Here is a 16,866-nt window from a genome sequence, read left to right as displayed (position 1 = left end):
CCTAATCCTTTATTGATTTGCAATGAAAACTTCAATTCCGTTAGTCCTAACTTTATTACTATACATTCCATTTTGTTACGCACAAGATTTAGATCTAGAGCTCTATGCCACTGGTTTCAATCGACCAGTAAGCATTAAGCATGCAGGTGATAATAAGCTATATGTAGTAGAACAAGATGGTTTAATAAAGATAATAAATGCGGATGGCACGGTTGAAAGTACGCCATTCTTGGACATTGACAATCTTGTTATAAATACCGGAAATGAGAGAGGCCTTTTAGGTTTGGCTTTTCATCCCAATTATGATACTAACGGTTACTTTTTTGTAAACTACATTAATAACTCTGGAGATACTGAAATTTCAAGATTTACAAGAGATGCTACTAACCCTTTAATTGCAGACCCTAATTCAGAATTGCCTATCCTATCCTATAATCAACCGTATAGTAATCACAATGGTGGTGACTTAGCCTTTGGTTCTGATGGCTTTCTATATATTTCTTCGGGCGATGGTGGTTCTGGTGGAGATCCGGATGACAATGGACAAAATACGTTAAATTTATTAGGTAAAATTCTGAGAATAGATATTGATGCGACTACAGCCACGGAAGATTACAGTATTCCATCAAGTAATCCTTTTGTTGGCGATCCCGATGTAAGTCCAGAGATTTTTGCCTACGGTTTAAGAAATCCATGGAAATTCTCTTTCGATCGGCTCACTAACGACATGTGGATTGCAGATGTTGGTCAAAATGCTTATGAAGAAATTAACATGGTTTCTGTAACCGAAGCGGCTACTGGACTCAATTACGGCTGGAGATGTTATGAGGGCAATGGTCCGTACAACTTAGATGACTGCACTGACCCAAGTGCCTATAAATATCCGATTAGTGGTTATGCCCATTTTGGTGATGGGGAACCAAAATGTTCAATTACTGGAGGTTATCGCTATAGAGGAACTACATATCCCAATTTTAATGGTTGGTACTTCTTTGCTGATCTTTGTAGTCAAGAAATTGGCTATTTAGTCTATGACGACGTCAATATGGTTTGGAATAGAAACTTAGAGTCATTTTCCGGTCAATGGACTGCATTTGGTGAAGACATCAATGGGGAAATTTATGTAGCAGATTTGTCTTCAGGCAATATTTATCAACTTACGGATACCACTTTAAGTATTGAAGATGATTTATTATCCTCCATATCGATTTATCCAAATCCGACAAAAGAGATCTTGAATATTAATTTTGGTTCAAGTAATAGCACTAACAGTTCAACCAAAATAACAATCTGCGACATACAAGGTAAGACTATAAAAATGATTCAACGCACTGGCGAAATCATTCAAAGAGTAAATACCTCTCAACTCTCTAATGGTATTTATGTTTTAAAAATAAATACTGAAAACGGATCACAAAGTACCCATAAACTGGTTATAAATTAATGAGCAGCCCAAAAGGAAAATTATATCTCATACCAACACGATTAGGTGATAGTCCACCTCTTGAAGTTTTACCGATTTCAATAAAGAAAATCGTAGAGGATCTCGATTATTACATCGTTGAAAATGAAAAAACAGCACGTCGTTTTATAAAACGAATATCATCTGGTAAATCGCAACCATCTTTAAAGCTTCAGGTACTAAATAAATATACTACAGAAGCCGAGCGCAACACCTATTTAAATGCATGTTTAGAAGGTATCTCAATTGGTTTGCTCTCAGAAGCTGGCTGTCCTGCCATTGCGGATCCTGGTGCGGACATTGTGAGTTTAGCCCATCAAATGGATATTCAAGTGGTGCCGATGGTTGGCCCTTCTTCCATTCTACTCGCCTTAATGGGTTCTGGGATGAATGGTCAAAGTTTTACATTTAATGGGTATCTGCCGATTGATAAAAGTGAAAGAAAATCGAAATTAAAAAGTTTGGAACGTTTATCTTCTGAACACAATCAAGCTCAAATTTTTATTGAAACACCATACAGAAACATGAAGATGCTTGAAGATTTAGTAAACACACTTCATCCAAACACTAGAATTTGTGTGGCTTGCGATTTGACTTTGCCAACTGAATTCATTAAAACCAAAACTGCAAGCGACTGGAAACATAATAAAGAAGACCTGCACAAGCGACCTGCTATTTTTATTATTCAGAAAGACTGATAGATGTTATAAAAGCATAACAACCAACATTTACGGAATAGTTAATTTGAATTTTGGAATTTATAAAGTAACCCTTGCTTTCTTATCAGGAGTAATCATAGAGGTATCATATCCCGAAAACTTTTTCATATAAAACTTAACTGAAGACCCATAGGCATCAGAAAGATTATTGCCGCCATAACTGCGTAAAAACTTTTTTACATTTCCTGGACCTGCCAAGTGTGCAGCTGCTAAAATACCAGACTCAGTTACTTTTACGCCACCAATCTGTTTGCCTTCAAAGCGCTTAATATCTTTTCTAAGGACCCATTTATTTCGCTTCGCATTGGCAACAAACGCTTTTTCTTGCAATTCTGGATTATATAAAAACTGATTCGGCGTATAAATCCCAATTAATTTTAAGGTCTCAGCACCAAACTGGTATTTACCTAAATAACCTAAAGTATTAACTGTAAAATAATCACCTCTAGACTCCTTAAAAGCCAAAGCTTCTTTAAAACCTTCAAAAGATTTTCCTAAATGTGGCGTAAATAAACTCTGCTTAAAAGTATGGTCTTGACTAACCATAGCTAATTCTTCAGAAATGTTGTAATTGAGTTCTAATCCTTCTGTAGAATACGTCTCAGGATCAAGAGACGGATTTGGATACAAAGCTAATGCAGCAAGCAAACAAATTGTGAATGGTATGATAAAATTCTTAACGCTATTTATAGTCATAACAGCTAAATTTTTACTGTAAAACGTTTCCCCAAACGATCTTACAAAATTCGCGTGCAAATATACGACATTTTTATAATAATTGAAAATCAGTCGGTTAAGTGTTCAAAAACCTCTTTAAAAGTAGATATAATGCCATTTTACATGACCTTTATCATTCAGTTCCAAAGCAGGAAATGGGATCTTTATCATGTTAAAAACATCGAAAATTGTTTTTAAAACGTTAGAATTTGTTTTAATCCGCGTTAAATCGACATCTAAACTTAAGTAAAATTGACGTCTTCTATTCTGGTTTAAAAATAGAGGGTCATTTGCTTCTCCTGTTAACATGCCCTCTGCGCCATAACCGAAAGCGATATTCAACCAATTGGGAATTGTGTCTGTTTTTAAAAATGAATTGATATTGGCACTCAACCAATAGGTTTGCCCATTGTAATCTTTAAGAAATTCCTCAGAAAACCCATTGCCTAATTTATTGGGACGCTGTTTTGCATATTGAGTCCTATGAAATGAATATTTCAACACCATACGTTGTTCATTCCATAGTAATTCTTGACCAACATATAATCCTGTTCCTGATGCATTGGCAGCCATATCTGTCCATGAAAAACCCCATTCTTCAGAAAAACCGTCCATAATTTCAACGATTGTCAGAAATCCAAATCCTAAGGTAGCACCATAAAGCAACTGGTCTTTTTCACCTACTCCTGCCCAATTTAAGTTGTTCGCTCCCAACCTTCCTAATTGATAGGACGAAAACACATGACCCATTTTATCCATTTGCAACCACTCGCCACTATCGTTCAAGGTTTTAAAATTGGAACGCGGATAATCGGCATACCATAATTGATTGAGCCCAATCAATGTTGCTGAAGCCAAAGCCGTTTGTGAAATGACAACCGTATTTCTGCGTGATATATTTAATGAATCACTAGGCTTTAAAACTGAATTGAATTTAGATTGTGAAAATACCGAGCTACTTGTCAATAAGAACAATACGATATGGCATAAAACCCGCTTCAAATCTTATTTATTAATCCCTTGAGAAGACAAATACCTTTGATATTCCCTTGCGTTATTATTATGCTGACCTAATGTTTTGGCAAATTTGTGATAACCCAAACGTTTGGCATCAGCAGCAAAATAAAGGTAGCTGTGTTTTTCAGGATTTAACACAGCTTTAATTGCCGATAAATCTGGCATCGCAATTAGTCCTGGAGGTAATCCTGCATTTTTATAGGTATTGTATGGAGAATCAATACTTTTATGTACATTTAAAACACGTCTTATAATGGTATTTTTATATAAAGGCAATTGATAAGCTGCAAACTTCAATGTTGGGTCGGCTTGTAACGGCATACCGATTCGCAATCTATTGAGATACACGCCAGCAACTCTCGGTTGCTCATCGGCTTGCTTGGATTCCTCGTGTACAATTGATGCTAAGGTTATGACTTCATTAGGTGTTAAATTGAGTTTTTTGGCTTTAGCTTTTCTGGAAACTGTCCAGAATCGGTTGTACTCTGTTAACATTCTATCCCTAAAGGTTTCCGCAGAGGTATTCCAGAAAAACTCATAACTATTTGGCAAATACATACCCAAAGCTGTTACTTTGTTGAAACCGTTTTTAGATAAAAACGTTTCATTTGTCATTGCCGTTATTAATTGCAAACTATCGGCTTCAATCTGTGTGCTTATTCTTCCAGCTAAATCTGCTAAACTATGCTGATTGTTGAATGCAATTTTCAACGGAAGATTTTTACTTCTTATGGAATTGATGATGTCATTATTGTTCATGCCTTTAGAAATGGCAAAACGTCCCGCTTTTATATTGTTTGTATATTTTTTCTGATTGGCCAAAGCGTCAAACGCATCAATATCTTCTAATAGTGGTTCTAATTGTGAACGGACTTCTGCATAATCCGCATTAGTTGGCACATAAATGTAGGCAACTTCATTATTAAAATTTGTGTTTGGGGCAAACATAGCGTTATATATGTAATAAGCAAACACGCCACAAATCACCAAACCAATGAGAGCAACTGCCCATAGAATTTTTTTAATGTACATAGTTAATCGTTAATTCGTTGTAATAGATATTCATTAGTGAAGTTCTTTCCATTGAAACGCCACTCTTTTTTTAATCCTATTTTTTTGAAACCATTAGCTTCGAACAAATTTAAACTGGCTAAATTATCTTCTGAAATATTAGCATAAACTTGATGTAAATGCAACGTTTGAAAACAATAATTTATTAATAAATTCAAGGCTTCTTTACCAAAACCCAGATTTCGATTGCCTGCATCTTGAATCAGGATTCCAATACCAGCATGTTTATTTTTAATATCGAAATCAAAAACATCAATCAAACCTATAATATCATTTTTTGAATTACAAATTGCCAAACGTAATTGTTTCGCTTCAAAAATATCTTGCTGTGCATTTTCGAGATATTGTTTAATTACAAATCTGGAATATGGTGTCTGCGTATCGCTTAAGTGCCAAAGTGATGTGTCATTCTCAATGCTATAAACAAACTCTAAATCCTCAGGTTCCAAAGCTCTTAAATGAATATGTTTTCCTTTTAGGCTTACCATTCTATGACGCCTTTAAAAACTTGTACTGCTGGTCCAATCAACCAGATATTGTGGTAACCTTTATCATTACTATCAAAGCTAACTTTAAGTTGACCTCCTGGTGTTTTCAAACTTACAGAAGTGCTCTCAGTTTTGCCAGCTTTATGCATAGCTATAGCCACTGCTGTAACTCCTGTTCCGCAAGAAAACGTTTCATCTTCCACGCCTCTTTCATAAGTTCTCACTGCAAAATTATCTTTTGCTAGTTGTTCTACAAAATTCACATTACTTCCAACGTCATTATAAGGTCGTCCGTATCTAATTTCTGAACCTTTAGCTTTCACATTATAATCCGCTATACCTGAAACCATTTGCACATGATGCGGCGAACCTGTATCTAAAAAATGATGCTTTTCAAAGGTCTGTATTTCTAAAACATCTTGCATTTGCAAATGAACGGTTTCGTTTTCAATCTTTGCTTTATGCAATCCGTCAATAGCCATGAATTCGGCTTCATTCTCAATTATTCCTAAGAATTTAGCAAAAGCAACAATACAACGTCCTCCATTACCACACATGCTGCTTTGATTACCATCCGCATTATAATAGACCATTTTAAAATCTGTACGCTCATCATTTTCCAACAGAATAAAACCATCTGCTCCTATGCCAAATCGTCGGTCGCATAACTGCTCAATACGCTTGGTATCATTTTTGTTTATAGTCTGTAAACGGTTATCTACGATGATAAAATCGTTACCTGTTCCTTGATATTTATAAAATGTCATTTTCATAGTTGAAGGCAAATATAAGAATATTAGGTGGTAAAACGACTTGTTAAACGGTCGTTAAAGTTGACGTTAAAAAGTCGTTAAATATAAAATTGAAATCAATAAATTTCTAATTTTAATCGTTAGTAAAAATGAATAGTAATACTTAAATCGAATAAAAAAATGAAGAAGATTCTAACTTTAATGTTTATTTCAGTTCTAGGTGGTTTATTGACATTGGGAGGTTACAAACTTTTTTTTGAAAATGAATCACAACCATTAGCTGTTGAACAGTCGTCTGACTTTCCTGTTTTTGTTCCTACAAATAATACCATTACCAGCACTTCCGTAATGGCACCAAATTTTGTAGAAGCTGCAGAGAAATCCTTGGATGCTGTAGTGCATGTAAAAAATACGGCTATTTTAACTGGACCAACGTCAATGCGCGACTTGTTTTATGGTCGTAGCTCACAACGTGCACAAGTTGGTACCGGAAGTGGCGTCATAATTTCGCCAACAGGTTATATTGTGACCAATAACCACGTGATAAAAAATGCCAATGAAATTAGCATCACTCTAAATGATAATAAATCTTATAGTGCTGAGCTGATTGGTACAGACGAAACTACTGATATTGCTTTATTGAAAATAGAAACTGACGACGACTTACCATTTATGGCTTTTGGCGATTCGGATAATGCGAAAATCGGAGAATGGGTGTTGGCTGTTGGAAATCCGTTTAATTTAAATTCTACGGTTACTGCAGGTATTATCAGTGCAAAATCTAGAGATTTGTCTGGTAACCATTCCCAATCATTTATACAAACAGATGCTGCTGTAAATCCCGGAAATTCTGGTGGTGCATTGGTAAATACCAATGGCGATTTAATAGGAATTAATACGGCCATTTCGTCTCAAACTGGTTCTTATATTGGGTATTCATTTGCCGTTCCAAGTAATATCGCTCGAAAAATTGTTAACGATATAATGGAATACGGTAATGTGCAAAATGGAATTCTTGGTGTTGTTGGTGGTGCTCTAAATAGTAAAGCAGCAGAAGAATTAGGAACAGAAACAACAGAAGGATTTTATGTCAGTGAAGTGCAAGAGGATACTGGAGCAGAAGAAGCAGGCATTCAATCTGGAGATATTATTAAGAAAGTTGATAATGTGAATATCAATAAGTTTTCTGATTTAACAGGATATTTAAAAACTAAAAGTCCTGATGATATAGTGAATGTCACTTTACTAAGAGATGGTGACGAAGAAGTTGTATCGGTTACCTTATTAAAACCGTCAACCTATATGATGCCAACGATAGGTCTAATTAAAAATGCCGCAGACAAGGACTTAAAACGTTTTAATGCTGACTATGGTGTAAAAATTTCGAAATTGGATAATGCCAACAAGCTATCTTGGAACAAAAATGGCGTTGAAGAAGGAAGCATTATCACTAAAATCAATGGTAAGAAATTATATTCCATTGACGATGCTCAAACTGCTGTTAAAACAAGACAATATAATGAACCACTTCAAATTGAAGTAATAAATACAGATGGTGAAAAAGTGGTCTTTAACTTTAGATAAAAACAAACCTTTTATAGACCATACTAACCCTTCAAAGTAATATTCTTTGAAGGGTTTTTATTTTCGACAAAATGTGCTACGAAAACGTTTGAAATATAGTATTTTCGCAAAATCTAACCACTATAAATTAAATAACATATGGGTTTTAATGACACTTACGAAAAAGAGTTAGCGTTTCAGGCAGACCGTCGAAGGGCAACGGTAGAATTTATTAAAATTGTGAGCGACTTATGGTATGATAAGTCAATCGAACTGGTCTTATTCAGAAATCAACTCATCGACAGAAATGTGAGTGAAATTTTGAATTTACATGAATATGCTGGCGAATTTGTCCAAAAACCAATTTCTATTTTTGATTCGGTTGAAATTGCACAAGCCATTAGCGCGCTAACCTTACCTCCTGCTAAGCTGGATATTGGAAAACTAACCTATGAATTTCATTTAGAAGATCAGAAATACGGCAATGCAACTGCTTTTGTTGCCGCCAAATTAGGCAATGCGAAAAACAATAAAACCATTGAACCTAAAGATGTTATTCTATATGGTTTTGGCAGAATTGGTCGTTTGGTAGCACGTGAGTTAATGACACGTACCGGAAAAGGAACACAATTGCGATTAAGAGCCATAGTTACCAGAGGAGATATTGATGAAACGGTTTTAGAAAAACGCGCCTCATTATTGAGAAATGATTCTGTACATGGTGATTTTTCTGGTATGGTCAGTACCGATTTAAAAAACTCAGCTTTAATCATCAACGGCACAACGGTAAATGTCATTTCGGCTAATGCACCAGAAGATATTGATTATACAAAATATGGCATTAGTAACGCGTTAGTTATTGATAATACTGGAGCGTTTAGAGATAAAGAAGCTTTAAGCAGACACTTGAAATCTAAAGGTGTTGATAAAGTTTTACTCACAGCTCCAGGCAAAGGTGTTCCAAATATTGTTCATGGCGTTAACCAAAATGAATACGATCCTGATAAGGTTCAAATATTCTCAGCAGCATCTTGCACCACAAATGCCATTACTCCAATATTGAAGGCCGTTGAGGATTCTTTTGGCATAAAAATTGGGCATTTAGAAACCATTCATGCCTACACCAATGACCAAAATTTAGTGGATAATTTTCATAAAAAATACAGACGTGGCCGAGCAGCAGGACTTAACATGGTCATTACAGAAACAGGTGCAGGTCAGGCCGTAAGTAAAGCATTGCCTTCGCTGGAAGGCAAATTAACATCAAATGCTATTCGAGTTCCAGTACCAAACGGTTCGTTGGCGATTCTCAGTTTAGAATTAGAAAATGAAACTTCTGTTGAAAGCATGAATACCATAATGAAAAAGTATGCACTCGAAGGCGATTTGGTGGAACAGATCAAATACGAAATGAGTGACGAACTCGTATCAAGCGATATTGTTGGCAGTTCGGCACCTTCCATTTATGATAGTAAAGCTACTATTGTTAGAAAAGACGGAAAAAACGTTATACTATATATATGGTATGATAATGAATATGGTTACAGCCACCAAGTGATTCGTTTGGCAAAGTATATTTCTAAGGTTAGACGCTATGCCTATTATTAGAAATTTTTGAAAAAGGAAAATAAAAATCTTGTCTAACGGCAAGATTTTTTTTGTTGTACACGCAACCATTTCCTTATTTCTGCATCTCTTGGATAGATAATACCTATTTCACCTTTCATTTGAAGAACCGTTTATCCTTCTTTTTATAATATTTAGAAATTTATAATATTACACAGGTTACCAACCCTGTATTGGTTTCATGAAGAAATTTAATAGAACAATAGGATTAGGACTTAACAATAACTATTTGTTTGTTTGCGACAATAAAATAAAGATCTTTGATGTCTCTAACCCCAATGAATTCCCAATTAGTAAATTCTATCGATGTGAACAGCTTTGATGTCATTATTAATAATGGAATTTTAATATGAATTGGCCAAAACGATTTGTATCAATATACTTTAGACACGGACGATATTACAAATATTTCACATTTAAGCACCATCAACATCTAAAATTGAATTTCTATCGTATATAAAATGCCTCATAATTTTATGAGGCTATTTGTTTGGTAATTATCTATGAAATACTCATAAAATTATTATCTTGGCAACCAATTAATCTCATACAACCAAAAATTACCTCTAGGATGAAATTCTTAACCAAAGTTATTGTAATTCTTTTAGTTACATTTAGTTTCCATTCCGTAAACGCGCAGTCAAACAACGACGATGAAGAAGATAAGTTATCATTAAATAGTGGTACCATTGACAGCCAATTTGAGTATATATTCAGAAAATCAGGTAACTTTAAAGGCACTAATGGACAGAAATATGAAGCTGTTAAGTATTCTTGGCTTCTAACTTTAAAATCACACGTGCTTGATTCATTGAAAACAACCTATGAAAAGTTAGAAAATTCTGAAAAAGTAGTTGGGAATCAAGTCAAGGAAATTGAAGATTTAAAAACCAAACTTGCAAATACGCAGACTAACTTAGAGCAAACAGACTCTGAAAAAAATAACATGGCACTTTTAGGGATGCAAACCAGTAAGACCAATTACAATGTTATTATGTGGTCTATTATTGCAGCGCTATTAGCATTTTTATTATTCTTTATCTATAAGTTTAAAGGCAGTAATTCTTCAACACGTGAAGCAAAGCTTAAGCTCGAAGAAGTAGAAACCGAATTTGAAGAGCACCGAAGAAACGCTTTAGAGCGCGAGCAAAAAGTGAGACGTCAATTACAAGACGAATTGAATAAGCAGAAGTCTTAAATAAAGATAGTTAGACCGCTTCGCTTTAAGAATCAAGAACCAAGACTTATTATGACTAACTGATAATAAATAGAGCAAAGCTTCAACTAAAAAAATAAAAAAATTAAACCTCACAAAATATAAATCCGTAATTAAAATTACGGATTTTTTTATGAAAATAATCAAAGAAAATTTCTCAGTCAACTGATAGATAGAAACGTTATAATACAACATTGTAGTGTCTTTACATTTTAGACCTTTTCCATCATTCCGACCAATCTTTAAAAAATGATAAAATTCTTTAGAAAAATTCGGTAACGATTATTAACTGAAAATAAATTTAGAAAATATCTCATATATGCTATTGGAGAGATTATTCTTGTGGTAATTGGCATACTGATTGCTCTTCAGATAAATAATTGGAATCAGGATAACAAGAATGACGAACTAAAGGTTTTTTATATGAAATCGTTAATGAACGATCTAACGAAAGATACGCTTGATATAAATGTGGTAATCCATAAACAAATTGCAGATAACGAAATCACGTCCAACTATCTAAATAGAATTTATCATCCTTCCAGCACTATTGATACGATTATAAAAATAGCTAGGACTGAATTCGATTTTTCTTTTCGTGTTAAAAGAGATTATTCCAACAATACTTTTAACACTATTATCTCATCAGGTAATATTGAATTACTAAATAAGACATTAACGGAAAAATTAATGGATTTAAATAGTTTGCAATTAGACCAACTAAAACGGTTTGAAAGCAATCTAGGTTCCTACCTCAATGTGATGTCCAATTACTCAAAAAGTTTCCCCTTGCTAAATGCAAATAAACCAGAGGGGAATATAGTTGACAGAATATTATGGAATAATATAGACGAAAAAGAATTTGTTGGTAATTTTACAACCGCTTTGGAATTGAGACAATTTACTTTTGAAAATACTATTAGTGGACATTTAAAAGTAAAATAAAAGTCGAAAGAAATACTTGAGTTAATTGATAAATTGTTGAAATGATTTAAACGAATAATGTTTAAGCGCATAAAGGCATAAAAATCTTCACTTTAACCCAAATTAGTACATTCCATACCCCTTTTAACGTCTTAATCTTCTGAAATAATTACATTTAGAGTCTCTTAAGTACTTTAATGATGAAACGTTTTAATTTAAATTATATCTTTTTACTCGGTGCAATTACTGTTTCAGCACAACAACTAACCTTAGAAACAAGTCTCAATTCAGCATTAAGTGAAACTTCAGGGCTACTCTATTTGAATAACACACTAATTACACATAACGATTCTGAAGCTTCCAATCAATTACATGAAATTGATATAACAACAGGAGAAATTAGCAGAACTGTAACTATAACCAATGCTACAAACACTGATTGGGAAGATCTAACTCATGATGATACTTATATTTACATTGGAGATTTTGGAAACTATCGCGGTGACCGAACAGATTTGAAGGTTTACCGCGTTGTTAAAACAGATTATTTTGCAAATACTTCAGTAACTGCTGAGATCATCAACTTTAGTTATGCTAACCAAACCGATTTTACGACAAGTCCTACAGCTACCAATTTTGATGCGGAAGGATTAATTCACTTCGACAATAAATTATACATTTTTAGTAAGAATTGGCTCAACGGACAAACAAATATTTACGAACTTCCTAAAACCATAGGCACACATAGTATATCGATGATAGACACCATTAACAGTCAAGGTTTAATATCTGGCGCTACTCTTAACAGTTTGAGCGACACCATTCTACTATGCGGTTACGATTTCAATGGTGCTTTTTTGATTCAGTTAAATGGATTTCATTCTGGTCTCTTTTCTAATGGTACAATCGTAAAAACATCAGTGGAAGTACCTGCAAATTATTCGATCCAAATTGAAGGAATTATTCCAATAAATATGACCGAATATTTTGTTTCCGCTGAGGAAAGTGATTCGAATTCTCAAGCCTTATATCGCTTTGATACTCCAACTCTAACTATTGAAAATTATCAGGATAATCCTATTTCCATCTATCCGAATCCAGCTCAAAATTATTTTAGCATTAATACTGAAAATTGTTGGACAAAAATTTATTCCATTACCGGACAGTTGGTAAAAACTTCGAGTAAATCCGACATTGATATTTCAGAACTATCAAAAGGAATTTATATTGTTCAAATTGAAAATCTACAAAACAACAGTTATAATATAAAACGATTGATTGTTGAACAATATTGAAATGCTATCTAACCTAGAATTTTAACCAGTAACTCTTTAAGTAAATCGCCTTGAGAAACGGCATTCGCACCAACACCTTTGCTTTTTACATCAAAGTCGCGCAATACACCAATTACGTAACTCACTTTTTTCATTGGATAATTTCTTGCAGCATCAATATATTCGTTAACAAAATAAGGGTTTACTTTTAAAGCCGATGCTACACTTCTTGGATTTTTGTCAGACATACCGTGAAGGTGCAATAATTGTGAAAAGAAATTAAATAACAAAGCAACAGTAACCACCATAGGATTATCCTTAGGATTATCAGCAAAATATTTAGCAATTTGGTGCGCTTTTACCACATTACGCTGACCAACAGCTTTTCGTAATTCAAAATTATTGTAGTCTTTGCTGATGCCAATATTTTCTTCAATATGATCTGGTGTAATTTGAGTGCCTTCAGGTAAAACGATTTTCAGTTTGTTGAGTTCATTGTCAATTTTACTGAGATTTGTCCCTAAGAATTCCACTAACATCTGGGCGGCTTTTGGGGAAATATTATAATTCTGTCCAGCTAAAACACGTCTAATCCAATCGGAAACCTGATTCTCGTACATTTTTTTACTTTCAAAAACCACGCCTCCCGATTTTTTGATCGCTTTATACAACGCCTTTCGTTTATCAATCTTTTTGTACTTATAATTTAGAACCAAAACCGTTGACGGTTGCGGATTAGCCGCGTATTGCGCCAATTTCTCTATACTTCTGCTTAAATCTTGAGCTTCCTTTACAATGACGACTTGCCGTTCTGCCATCATTGGGTAACGCTTGGCATTGCTAACGATATCGTCAATAGAGACATCACGACCATAAAGTACCATTTGGTTAAACCCTTTTTCAGCCTCATCGAGCACATGATCCTCAATGAAATCGGAAATCTTATCAATATAGTACGACTCCTCACCCATTAAAAAATAAATAGGTTTAAGGTCGCCCTTTTTTATAGCAGAAACTAATTGTTTTACGTCGTCCAAAGTTTATATAAATTCCAAGTTCAAAATTTCAAATTCCTAAAATAAAATGCATGATTTTGGAATTTGGAATTTGTGCTTTGGATATTGTGTCTATGTCCTTAAATTTGAATAAAATTAACGATTTAAGTGTTACAAGAACTCAACTTTCCAAAGTTTGAATACCGTTTCAAAAGTACAGAAAATAAAGTTTCTATATTTGATGTCATTCGGAAAAAATTCATCATCCTCCAACCAGAAGAATGGGTAAGACAACATTGCGTTCACTATTTAATCAATGACAAAAAATACCCGAAATCATTGATAAATGTTGAAAAAGAATTGACTATAAATGGTTTAAAGAAACGATATGATATTGTAATTTTTAATTCGGATGGTAGTATTCATTTGATTGTGGAATGTAAATCGCACAACATTAAAATTGAACAAACTACTTTTGACCAGATTGCGCGTTATAATTTAGTCTTAAATGCCACTTATTTAATGGTAACTAATGGTTTAAATCATTATTATTGTGAGATGGATATGGAAAATGAACGCTATTCGTTTTTAAAAACGATTCCAGAATATAAAACCAACTAAATGCTTCAAACCAAAGATCTTGCTGTTGTTATATTAAACTGGAATGGAAAATCGCTACTCGAAAAATTTCTACCTTCAGTTTTAAAATATTCTAAAGATGCGGGCATTTATTTAGCAGATAATGCTTCAAGTGATGATTCTATTGCTTTTGTATCTAAGCATTTTCCAATGGTAAAAATCATTCAGAATACTGAAAACGGTGGTTATGCCAAAGGCTACAATGATGCTTTGAAACACGTTGAAGAGCCACTACTCTGCTTGCTTAATAGCGATGTTGAAGTGACCGAAAATTGGCTTCACCCTATAATTTCAGAATTTAATGCCAATAAAAATACAGCAATCATTCAGCCTAAAATATTAGATTATAATAATAAATCGCATTTTGAATACGCTGGTGCAGCTGGTGGTTTTATAGATAAATTTGGCTATCCGTATTGCAGAGGTCGCATTTTTAATACCATTGAAAAAGACCTTGGTCAATACAACGACATCAAAACTATTTTTTGGGCTTCAGGTGCTTGTCTATTTATTAGAAATGCTGTTTTTAAGGATTTAAATGGTTTCGACGAGTCCTATTTTGCACACATGGAGGAGATCGATTTGTGTTGGCGAGCGTTCAACAAAAATTATAAAACTAAATATGTTGGCACTTCGACCATATACCATTTCGGTGGCGCAACATTGAGTAATACCAATCCAAAAAAAACATATCTTAATTTTAGAAATAGTTTGTTTACGTTATTTAAGAATACAGATTCAAATGTGATTTTTAAAATTTTAGCTAGGATGTTGCTCGATGGTATTGCTGCCGTTCGATTTTTATTGCAACTGAAACCAGCATTTCTTTTTGTTATTCTTAAAGCACATGGCTCTTTTTACTTTAATCTACCGCGTCTTTTAAAACAACGTGAAGACTTAGCTAAACTTCCAGGTTACTATGAAATGGACTCCATTGTATGGTCCTATTTCATAAAAAATAAAAAAACATTTTAATTGTTTATAAAACTGTTAAAATTTTTGTTAATCGTTGTTTAGTGCTCTATTCTTTTACATAATTTTGCTATGTTAAGACTAACAATTAAAACTAAAGTTCAATTATGAAAAAATTAATGTTATTAAGTGTATTTTCATTGGTGTTTTTAGCATCATGTGTATCCAAGAAAGAGCACGCTGCACTTCAAACTAAATATCAAGAAACTCAAGATTTATTAAATAGTGCAACTGTTAAATTAAATAGCTGTTTGTCTGATAAGGCGGCTTCCTTAGCACGTGTTGAAACTATGAAAGAGCAGTTAGCTGATTTGCGAAGAAGTAATGAAGCTTTGATAAAAAACTCTCAAGATATGACCGAGCTTACTAGTCAAGGCGCAAAAAACATAGAGGCCTCTTTAGAGAGTCTTAAGGAAAGTAACTTGAAAATATCGCGATTACAAGATGCATTAACACGTAAAGATAGTGTAACCTTAGCTATCGTTACAAGCCTTAAGAAAGCAGTAGGTATTAACGATCCAGATATTGATATCAATGTTGAAAAAGGCGTGGTGTTTATTTCTATTGCAGATAAATTATTATTTGAGAGTGGAAACTACAATGTAACGAATAGAGCGAAAGAGGTGTTGGGCAAAGTGGCGAAAGTAATCAATAGCAAACCGGATTTTGAAGCTATGGTAGAGTCTCATACGGATAACGTACCTTATAACAAACCACCTTTAATTGATAACTGGGATTTAAGTGTAAAACGTGCTACATCTGTAGTTAGGGTTTTAGAAAGCTTAGAAGTAAACCCACAACAGTTAATCGCTGCTGGTCGTAGTTATTATGTGCCATTAGTGGAAAACGATACCGCTGAAAATAGAGCAAAAAACAGACGAACACGTATAATTGTAATGCCGAAAATTGACCAGTTCTACCAAATGGTTGAAGATGAAATGAAAAATCTGTCTGAAGGCAATTAAGCCTTATAGATTGTTATCATAAGAAAACCCAATGCATTTGCATTGGGTTTTTTAGTTTATAAAAATTCTTAGTTTATAATTTCACTCGCGTTCTAATAGCTTTTTAGAAACCTTATATGTAGCTGCATAAGCCAAACCTTCTTGGCGCTTTTTGAAATCCGAAAATGCTTTGTTATACCATTTGGGATCCGTGGCTTTCTTTTTATAATCTTCATGTCCCAGAACATCAAATAATTTACCATTTAACCAAGGCTCAATGCCGTAAATCCCAATTCCAAAATGTTCTACGCGTTGCAATACGATTTCAAAATCGGTTTCTGAAAAATACTGAATGGATTCTGAGTCGAATCCATCATTGAGATTTTTTAAATCAGTAAATATTTTTTTCTTTAAAAATTCAGTTTGCTCCATATTGTGATAACTATTCTTTTATAATTCTGGTTAATATATAAAATTTAAGATATTG

General features: G+C 33.8%; 17 protein-coding genes. 10 read left to right on the top strand and 7 right to left on the bottom strand.

Going from position 1 to position 16,866, the window contains the following annotated elements; translation table 11 throughout:
* Positions 1 to 22: 22 nt before the first annotated feature.
* Together HM990_RS06060 and HM990_RS06055 are read left to right on the top strand one after the other, a co-directional pair.
* A complete protein-coding gene (locus tag HM990_RS06060; protein WP_178988072.1) occupies positions 23 to 1,444 on the top strand; it encodes a PQQ-dependent sugar dehydrogenase in 1,422 nt (473 codons plus the stop codon).
* Complete coding sequence (locus tag HM990_RS06055; protein ID WP_178988071.1) at positions 1,444 to 2,160, top strand: SAM-dependent methyltransferase; 717 nt, start codon at positions 1,444 to 1,446, stop codon at positions 2,158 to 2,160. The genes HM990_RS06060 and HM990_RS06055 overlap by 1 nt, the downstream gene beginning before the upstream one ends.
* 60 nt (positions 2,161 to 2,220) lie before the next feature.
* On the opposite strand, the gene HM990_RS06050 is transcribed toward HM990_RS06055, so the two are convergent.
* The 5 genes from HM990_RS06050 to dapF all read right to left on the bottom strand — a co-directional run bounded on the left by HM990_RS06050 (position 2,221) and on the right by dapF (position 6,247).
* Complete coding sequence (locus tag HM990_RS06050) at positions 2,221 to 2,877, bottom strand: peptidoglycan-binding protein LysM (RefSeq protein ID WP_178988070.1); 657 nt, start codon at positions 2,875 to 2,877, stop codon at positions 2,221 to 2,223.
* A 117-nt stretch (positions 2,878 to 2,994) separates the two neighbouring features.
* On the bottom strand, positions 2,995 to 3,900 hold the full coding sequence (locus HM990_RS06045; RefSeq protein WP_178988069.1) for a DUF2279 domain-containing protein: 906 nt from the start codon (positions 3,898 to 3,900) through the stop codon (positions 2,995 to 2,997).
* 3 nt (positions 3,901 to 3,903) lie between these two features.
* Entirely contained in the window at positions 3,904 to 4,947 is a 1,044-nt protein-coding gene (gene mltG / locus HM990_RS06040; protein WP_178988068.1) for an endolytic transglycosylase MltG, read from the bottom strand.
* A gap of 2 nt (positions 4,948 to 4,949) precedes the next feature.
* Entirely contained in the window at positions 4,950 to 5,474 is a 525-nt protein-coding gene (locus HM990_RS06035) for a GNAT family N-acetyltransferase (RefSeq protein ID WP_178988067.1), read from the bottom strand.
* Complete coding sequence (gene dapF / locus HM990_RS06030; protein WP_178988066.1) at positions 5,468 to 6,247, bottom strand: diaminopimelate epimerase; 780 nt, start codon at positions 6,245 to 6,247, stop codon at positions 5,468 to 5,470. Before dapF ends, HM990_RS06035 begins: the two co-directional genes overlap by 7 nt.
* Positions 6,248 to 6,406: 159 nt before the next feature.
* Between dapF and HM990_RS06025 the strand changes: the two genes are divergently transcribed.
* From HM990_RS06025 to HM990_RS06005, 5 genes are all read left to right on the top strand, one after another.
* Positions 6,407 to 7,810 carry a trypsin-like peptidase domain-containing protein gene (locus tag HM990_RS06025; protein ID WP_178988065.1) on the top strand — a complete coding sequence of 468 codons (1,404 nt, stop codon included), beginning with the start codon at positions 6,407 to 6,409 and terminating at the stop codon, positions 7,808 to 7,810.
* A gap of 138 nt (positions 7,811 to 7,948) precedes the next feature.
* The gene (locus tag HM990_RS06020) at positions 7,949 to 9,397 is read left to right on the top strand and encodes a glyceraldehyde-3-phosphate dehydrogenase (RefSeq protein WP_178988064.1); all 1,449 of its coding nucleotides are present in this window, start codon (positions 7,949 to 7,951) and stop codon (positions 9,395 to 9,397) included.
* A gap of 589 nt (positions 9,398 to 9,986) precedes the next feature.
* Complete coding sequence (locus HM990_RS06015; RefSeq protein ID WP_178988063.1) at positions 9,987 to 10,613, top strand: tRNA (guanine-N1)-methyltransferase; 627 nt, start codon at positions 9,987 to 9,989, stop codon at positions 10,611 to 10,613.
* A gap of 360 nt (positions 10,614 to 10,973) precedes the next feature.
* Entirely contained in the window at positions 10,974 to 11,576 is a 603-nt protein-coding gene (locus HM990_RS06010) for a DUF6090 family protein (protein WP_229719391.1), read from the top strand.
* A gap of 176 nt (positions 11,577 to 11,752) precedes the next feature.
* Positions 11,753 to 12,850: a T9SS type A sorting domain-containing protein gene (locus HM990_RS06005; protein WP_178988061.1), complete on the top strand. Its 1,098-nt coding sequence runs from the start codon at positions 11,753 to 11,755 to the stop codon at positions 12,848 to 12,850.
* Between the two features lie 8 nt (positions 12,851 to 12,858).
* Here the strand turns inward: HM990_RS06005 and holA are convergent, their stop codons facing one another.
* On the bottom strand, positions 12,859 to 13,866 hold the full coding sequence (holA, locus tag HM990_RS06000) for a DNA polymerase III subunit delta (RefSeq protein WP_178988060.1): 1,008 nt from the start codon (positions 13,864 to 13,866) through the stop codon (positions 12,859 to 12,861).
* A gap of 126 nt (positions 13,867 to 13,992) precedes the next feature.
* Here holA and HM990_RS05995 point away from each other — a divergent pair, with 126 nt between their 5' ends.
* The 3 genes from HM990_RS05995 to HM990_RS05985 all read left to right on the top strand — a co-directional run bounded on the left by HM990_RS05995 (position 13,993) and on the right by HM990_RS05985 (position 16,400).
* On the top strand, positions 13,993 to 14,445 hold the full coding sequence (locus HM990_RS05995) for a type I restriction enzyme HsdR N-terminal domain-containing protein (protein ID WP_178988059.1): 453 nt from the start codon (positions 13,993 to 13,995) through the stop codon (positions 14,443 to 14,445).
* A complete protein-coding gene (locus HM990_RS05990) occupies positions 14,446 to 15,438 on the top strand; it encodes a glycosyltransferase family 2 protein (RefSeq protein ID WP_178988058.1) in 993 nt (330 codons plus the stop codon). It begins immediately after the preceding gene.
* Positions 15,439 to 15,542: 104 nt separating this feature from the next.
* Positions 15,543 to 16,400 (top strand): OmpA family protein, encoded by an 858-nt coding sequence (locus HM990_RS05985; protein ID WP_178988057.1) that lies wholly within the window; start codon positions 15,543 to 15,545, stop codon positions 16,398 to 16,400.
* A gap of 81 nt (positions 16,401 to 16,481) precedes the next feature.
* On the opposite strand, the gene HM990_RS05980 is transcribed toward HM990_RS05985, so the two are convergent.
* Complete coding sequence (locus HM990_RS05980; RefSeq protein WP_178988056.1) at positions 16,482 to 16,811, bottom strand: hypothetical protein; 330 nt, start codon at positions 16,809 to 16,811, stop codon at positions 16,482 to 16,484.
* Between the last annotated feature and the right edge of the window lie 55 nt (positions 16,812 to 16,866).

The organism is Winogradskyella schleiferi (assembly GCF_013394655.1).
GTDB classification, from domain to species: domain Bacteria; phylum Bacteroidota; class Bacteroidia; order Flavobacteriales; family Flavobacteriaceae; genus Winogradskyella; species Winogradskyella schleiferi.
The sequence above is the reverse complement of the archived record's forward strand: the minus strand, read 5'-3'. Positions and strand labels throughout refer to the sequence as shown.

Excerpts from the sequence above, each read along its gene's own strand:
- HM990_RS06060 (WP_178988072.1), top strand. The coding sequence starts at position 23 with ATGAAAACTTCAATTCCGTTAGTCCTAACTTTATTACTATACATTCCA.
- HM990_RS06055 (WP_178988071.1), top strand. The coding sequence starts at position 1,444 with ATGAGCAGCCCAAAAGGAAAATTATATCTCATACCAACACGATTAGGT.
- HM990_RS06050 (WP_178988070.1), bottom strand. The coding sequence starts at position 2,877 with ATGACTATAAATAGCGTTAAGAATTTTATCATACCATTCACAATTTGT.
- mltG (WP_178988068.1), bottom strand. The coding sequence starts at position 4,947 with ATGTACATTAAAAAAATTCTATGGGCAGTTGCTCTCATTGGTTTGGTG.
- HM990_RS06035 (WP_178988067.1), bottom strand. The coding sequence starts at position 5,474 with ATGGTAAGCCTAAAAGGAAAACATATTCATTTAAGAGCTTTGGAACCT.
- dapF (WP_178988066.1), bottom strand. The coding sequence starts at position 6,247 with ATGAAAATGACATTTTATAAATATCAAGGAACAGGTAACGATTTTATC.
- HM990_RS06025 (WP_178988065.1), top strand. The coding sequence starts at position 6,407 with ATGAAGAAGATTCTAACTTTAATGTTTATTTCAGTTCTAGGTGGTTTA.
- HM990_RS06020 (WP_178988064.1), top strand. The coding sequence starts at position 7,949 with ATGGGTTTTAATGACACTTACGAAAAAGAGTTAGCGTTTCAGGCAGAC.
- HM990_RS06015 (WP_178988063.1), top strand. The coding sequence starts at position 9,987 with ATGAAATTCTTAACCAAAGTTATTGTAATTCTTTTAGTTACATTTAGT.
- HM990_RS06005 (WP_178988061.1), top strand. The coding sequence starts at position 11,753 with ATGATGAAACGTTTTAATTTAAATTATATCTTTTTACTCGGTGCAATT.
- HM990_RS05990 (WP_178988058.1), top strand. The coding sequence starts at position 14,446 with ATGCTTCAAACCAAAGATCTTGCTGTTGTTATATTAAACTGGAATGGA.
- HM990_RS05985 (WP_178988057.1), top strand. The coding sequence starts at position 15,543 with ATGAAAAAATTAATGTTATTAAGTGTATTTTCATTGGTGTTTTTAGCA.
- HM990_RS05980 (WP_178988056.1), bottom strand. The coding sequence starts at position 16,811 with ATGGAGCAAACTGAATTTTTAAAGAAAAAAATATTTACTGATTTAAAA.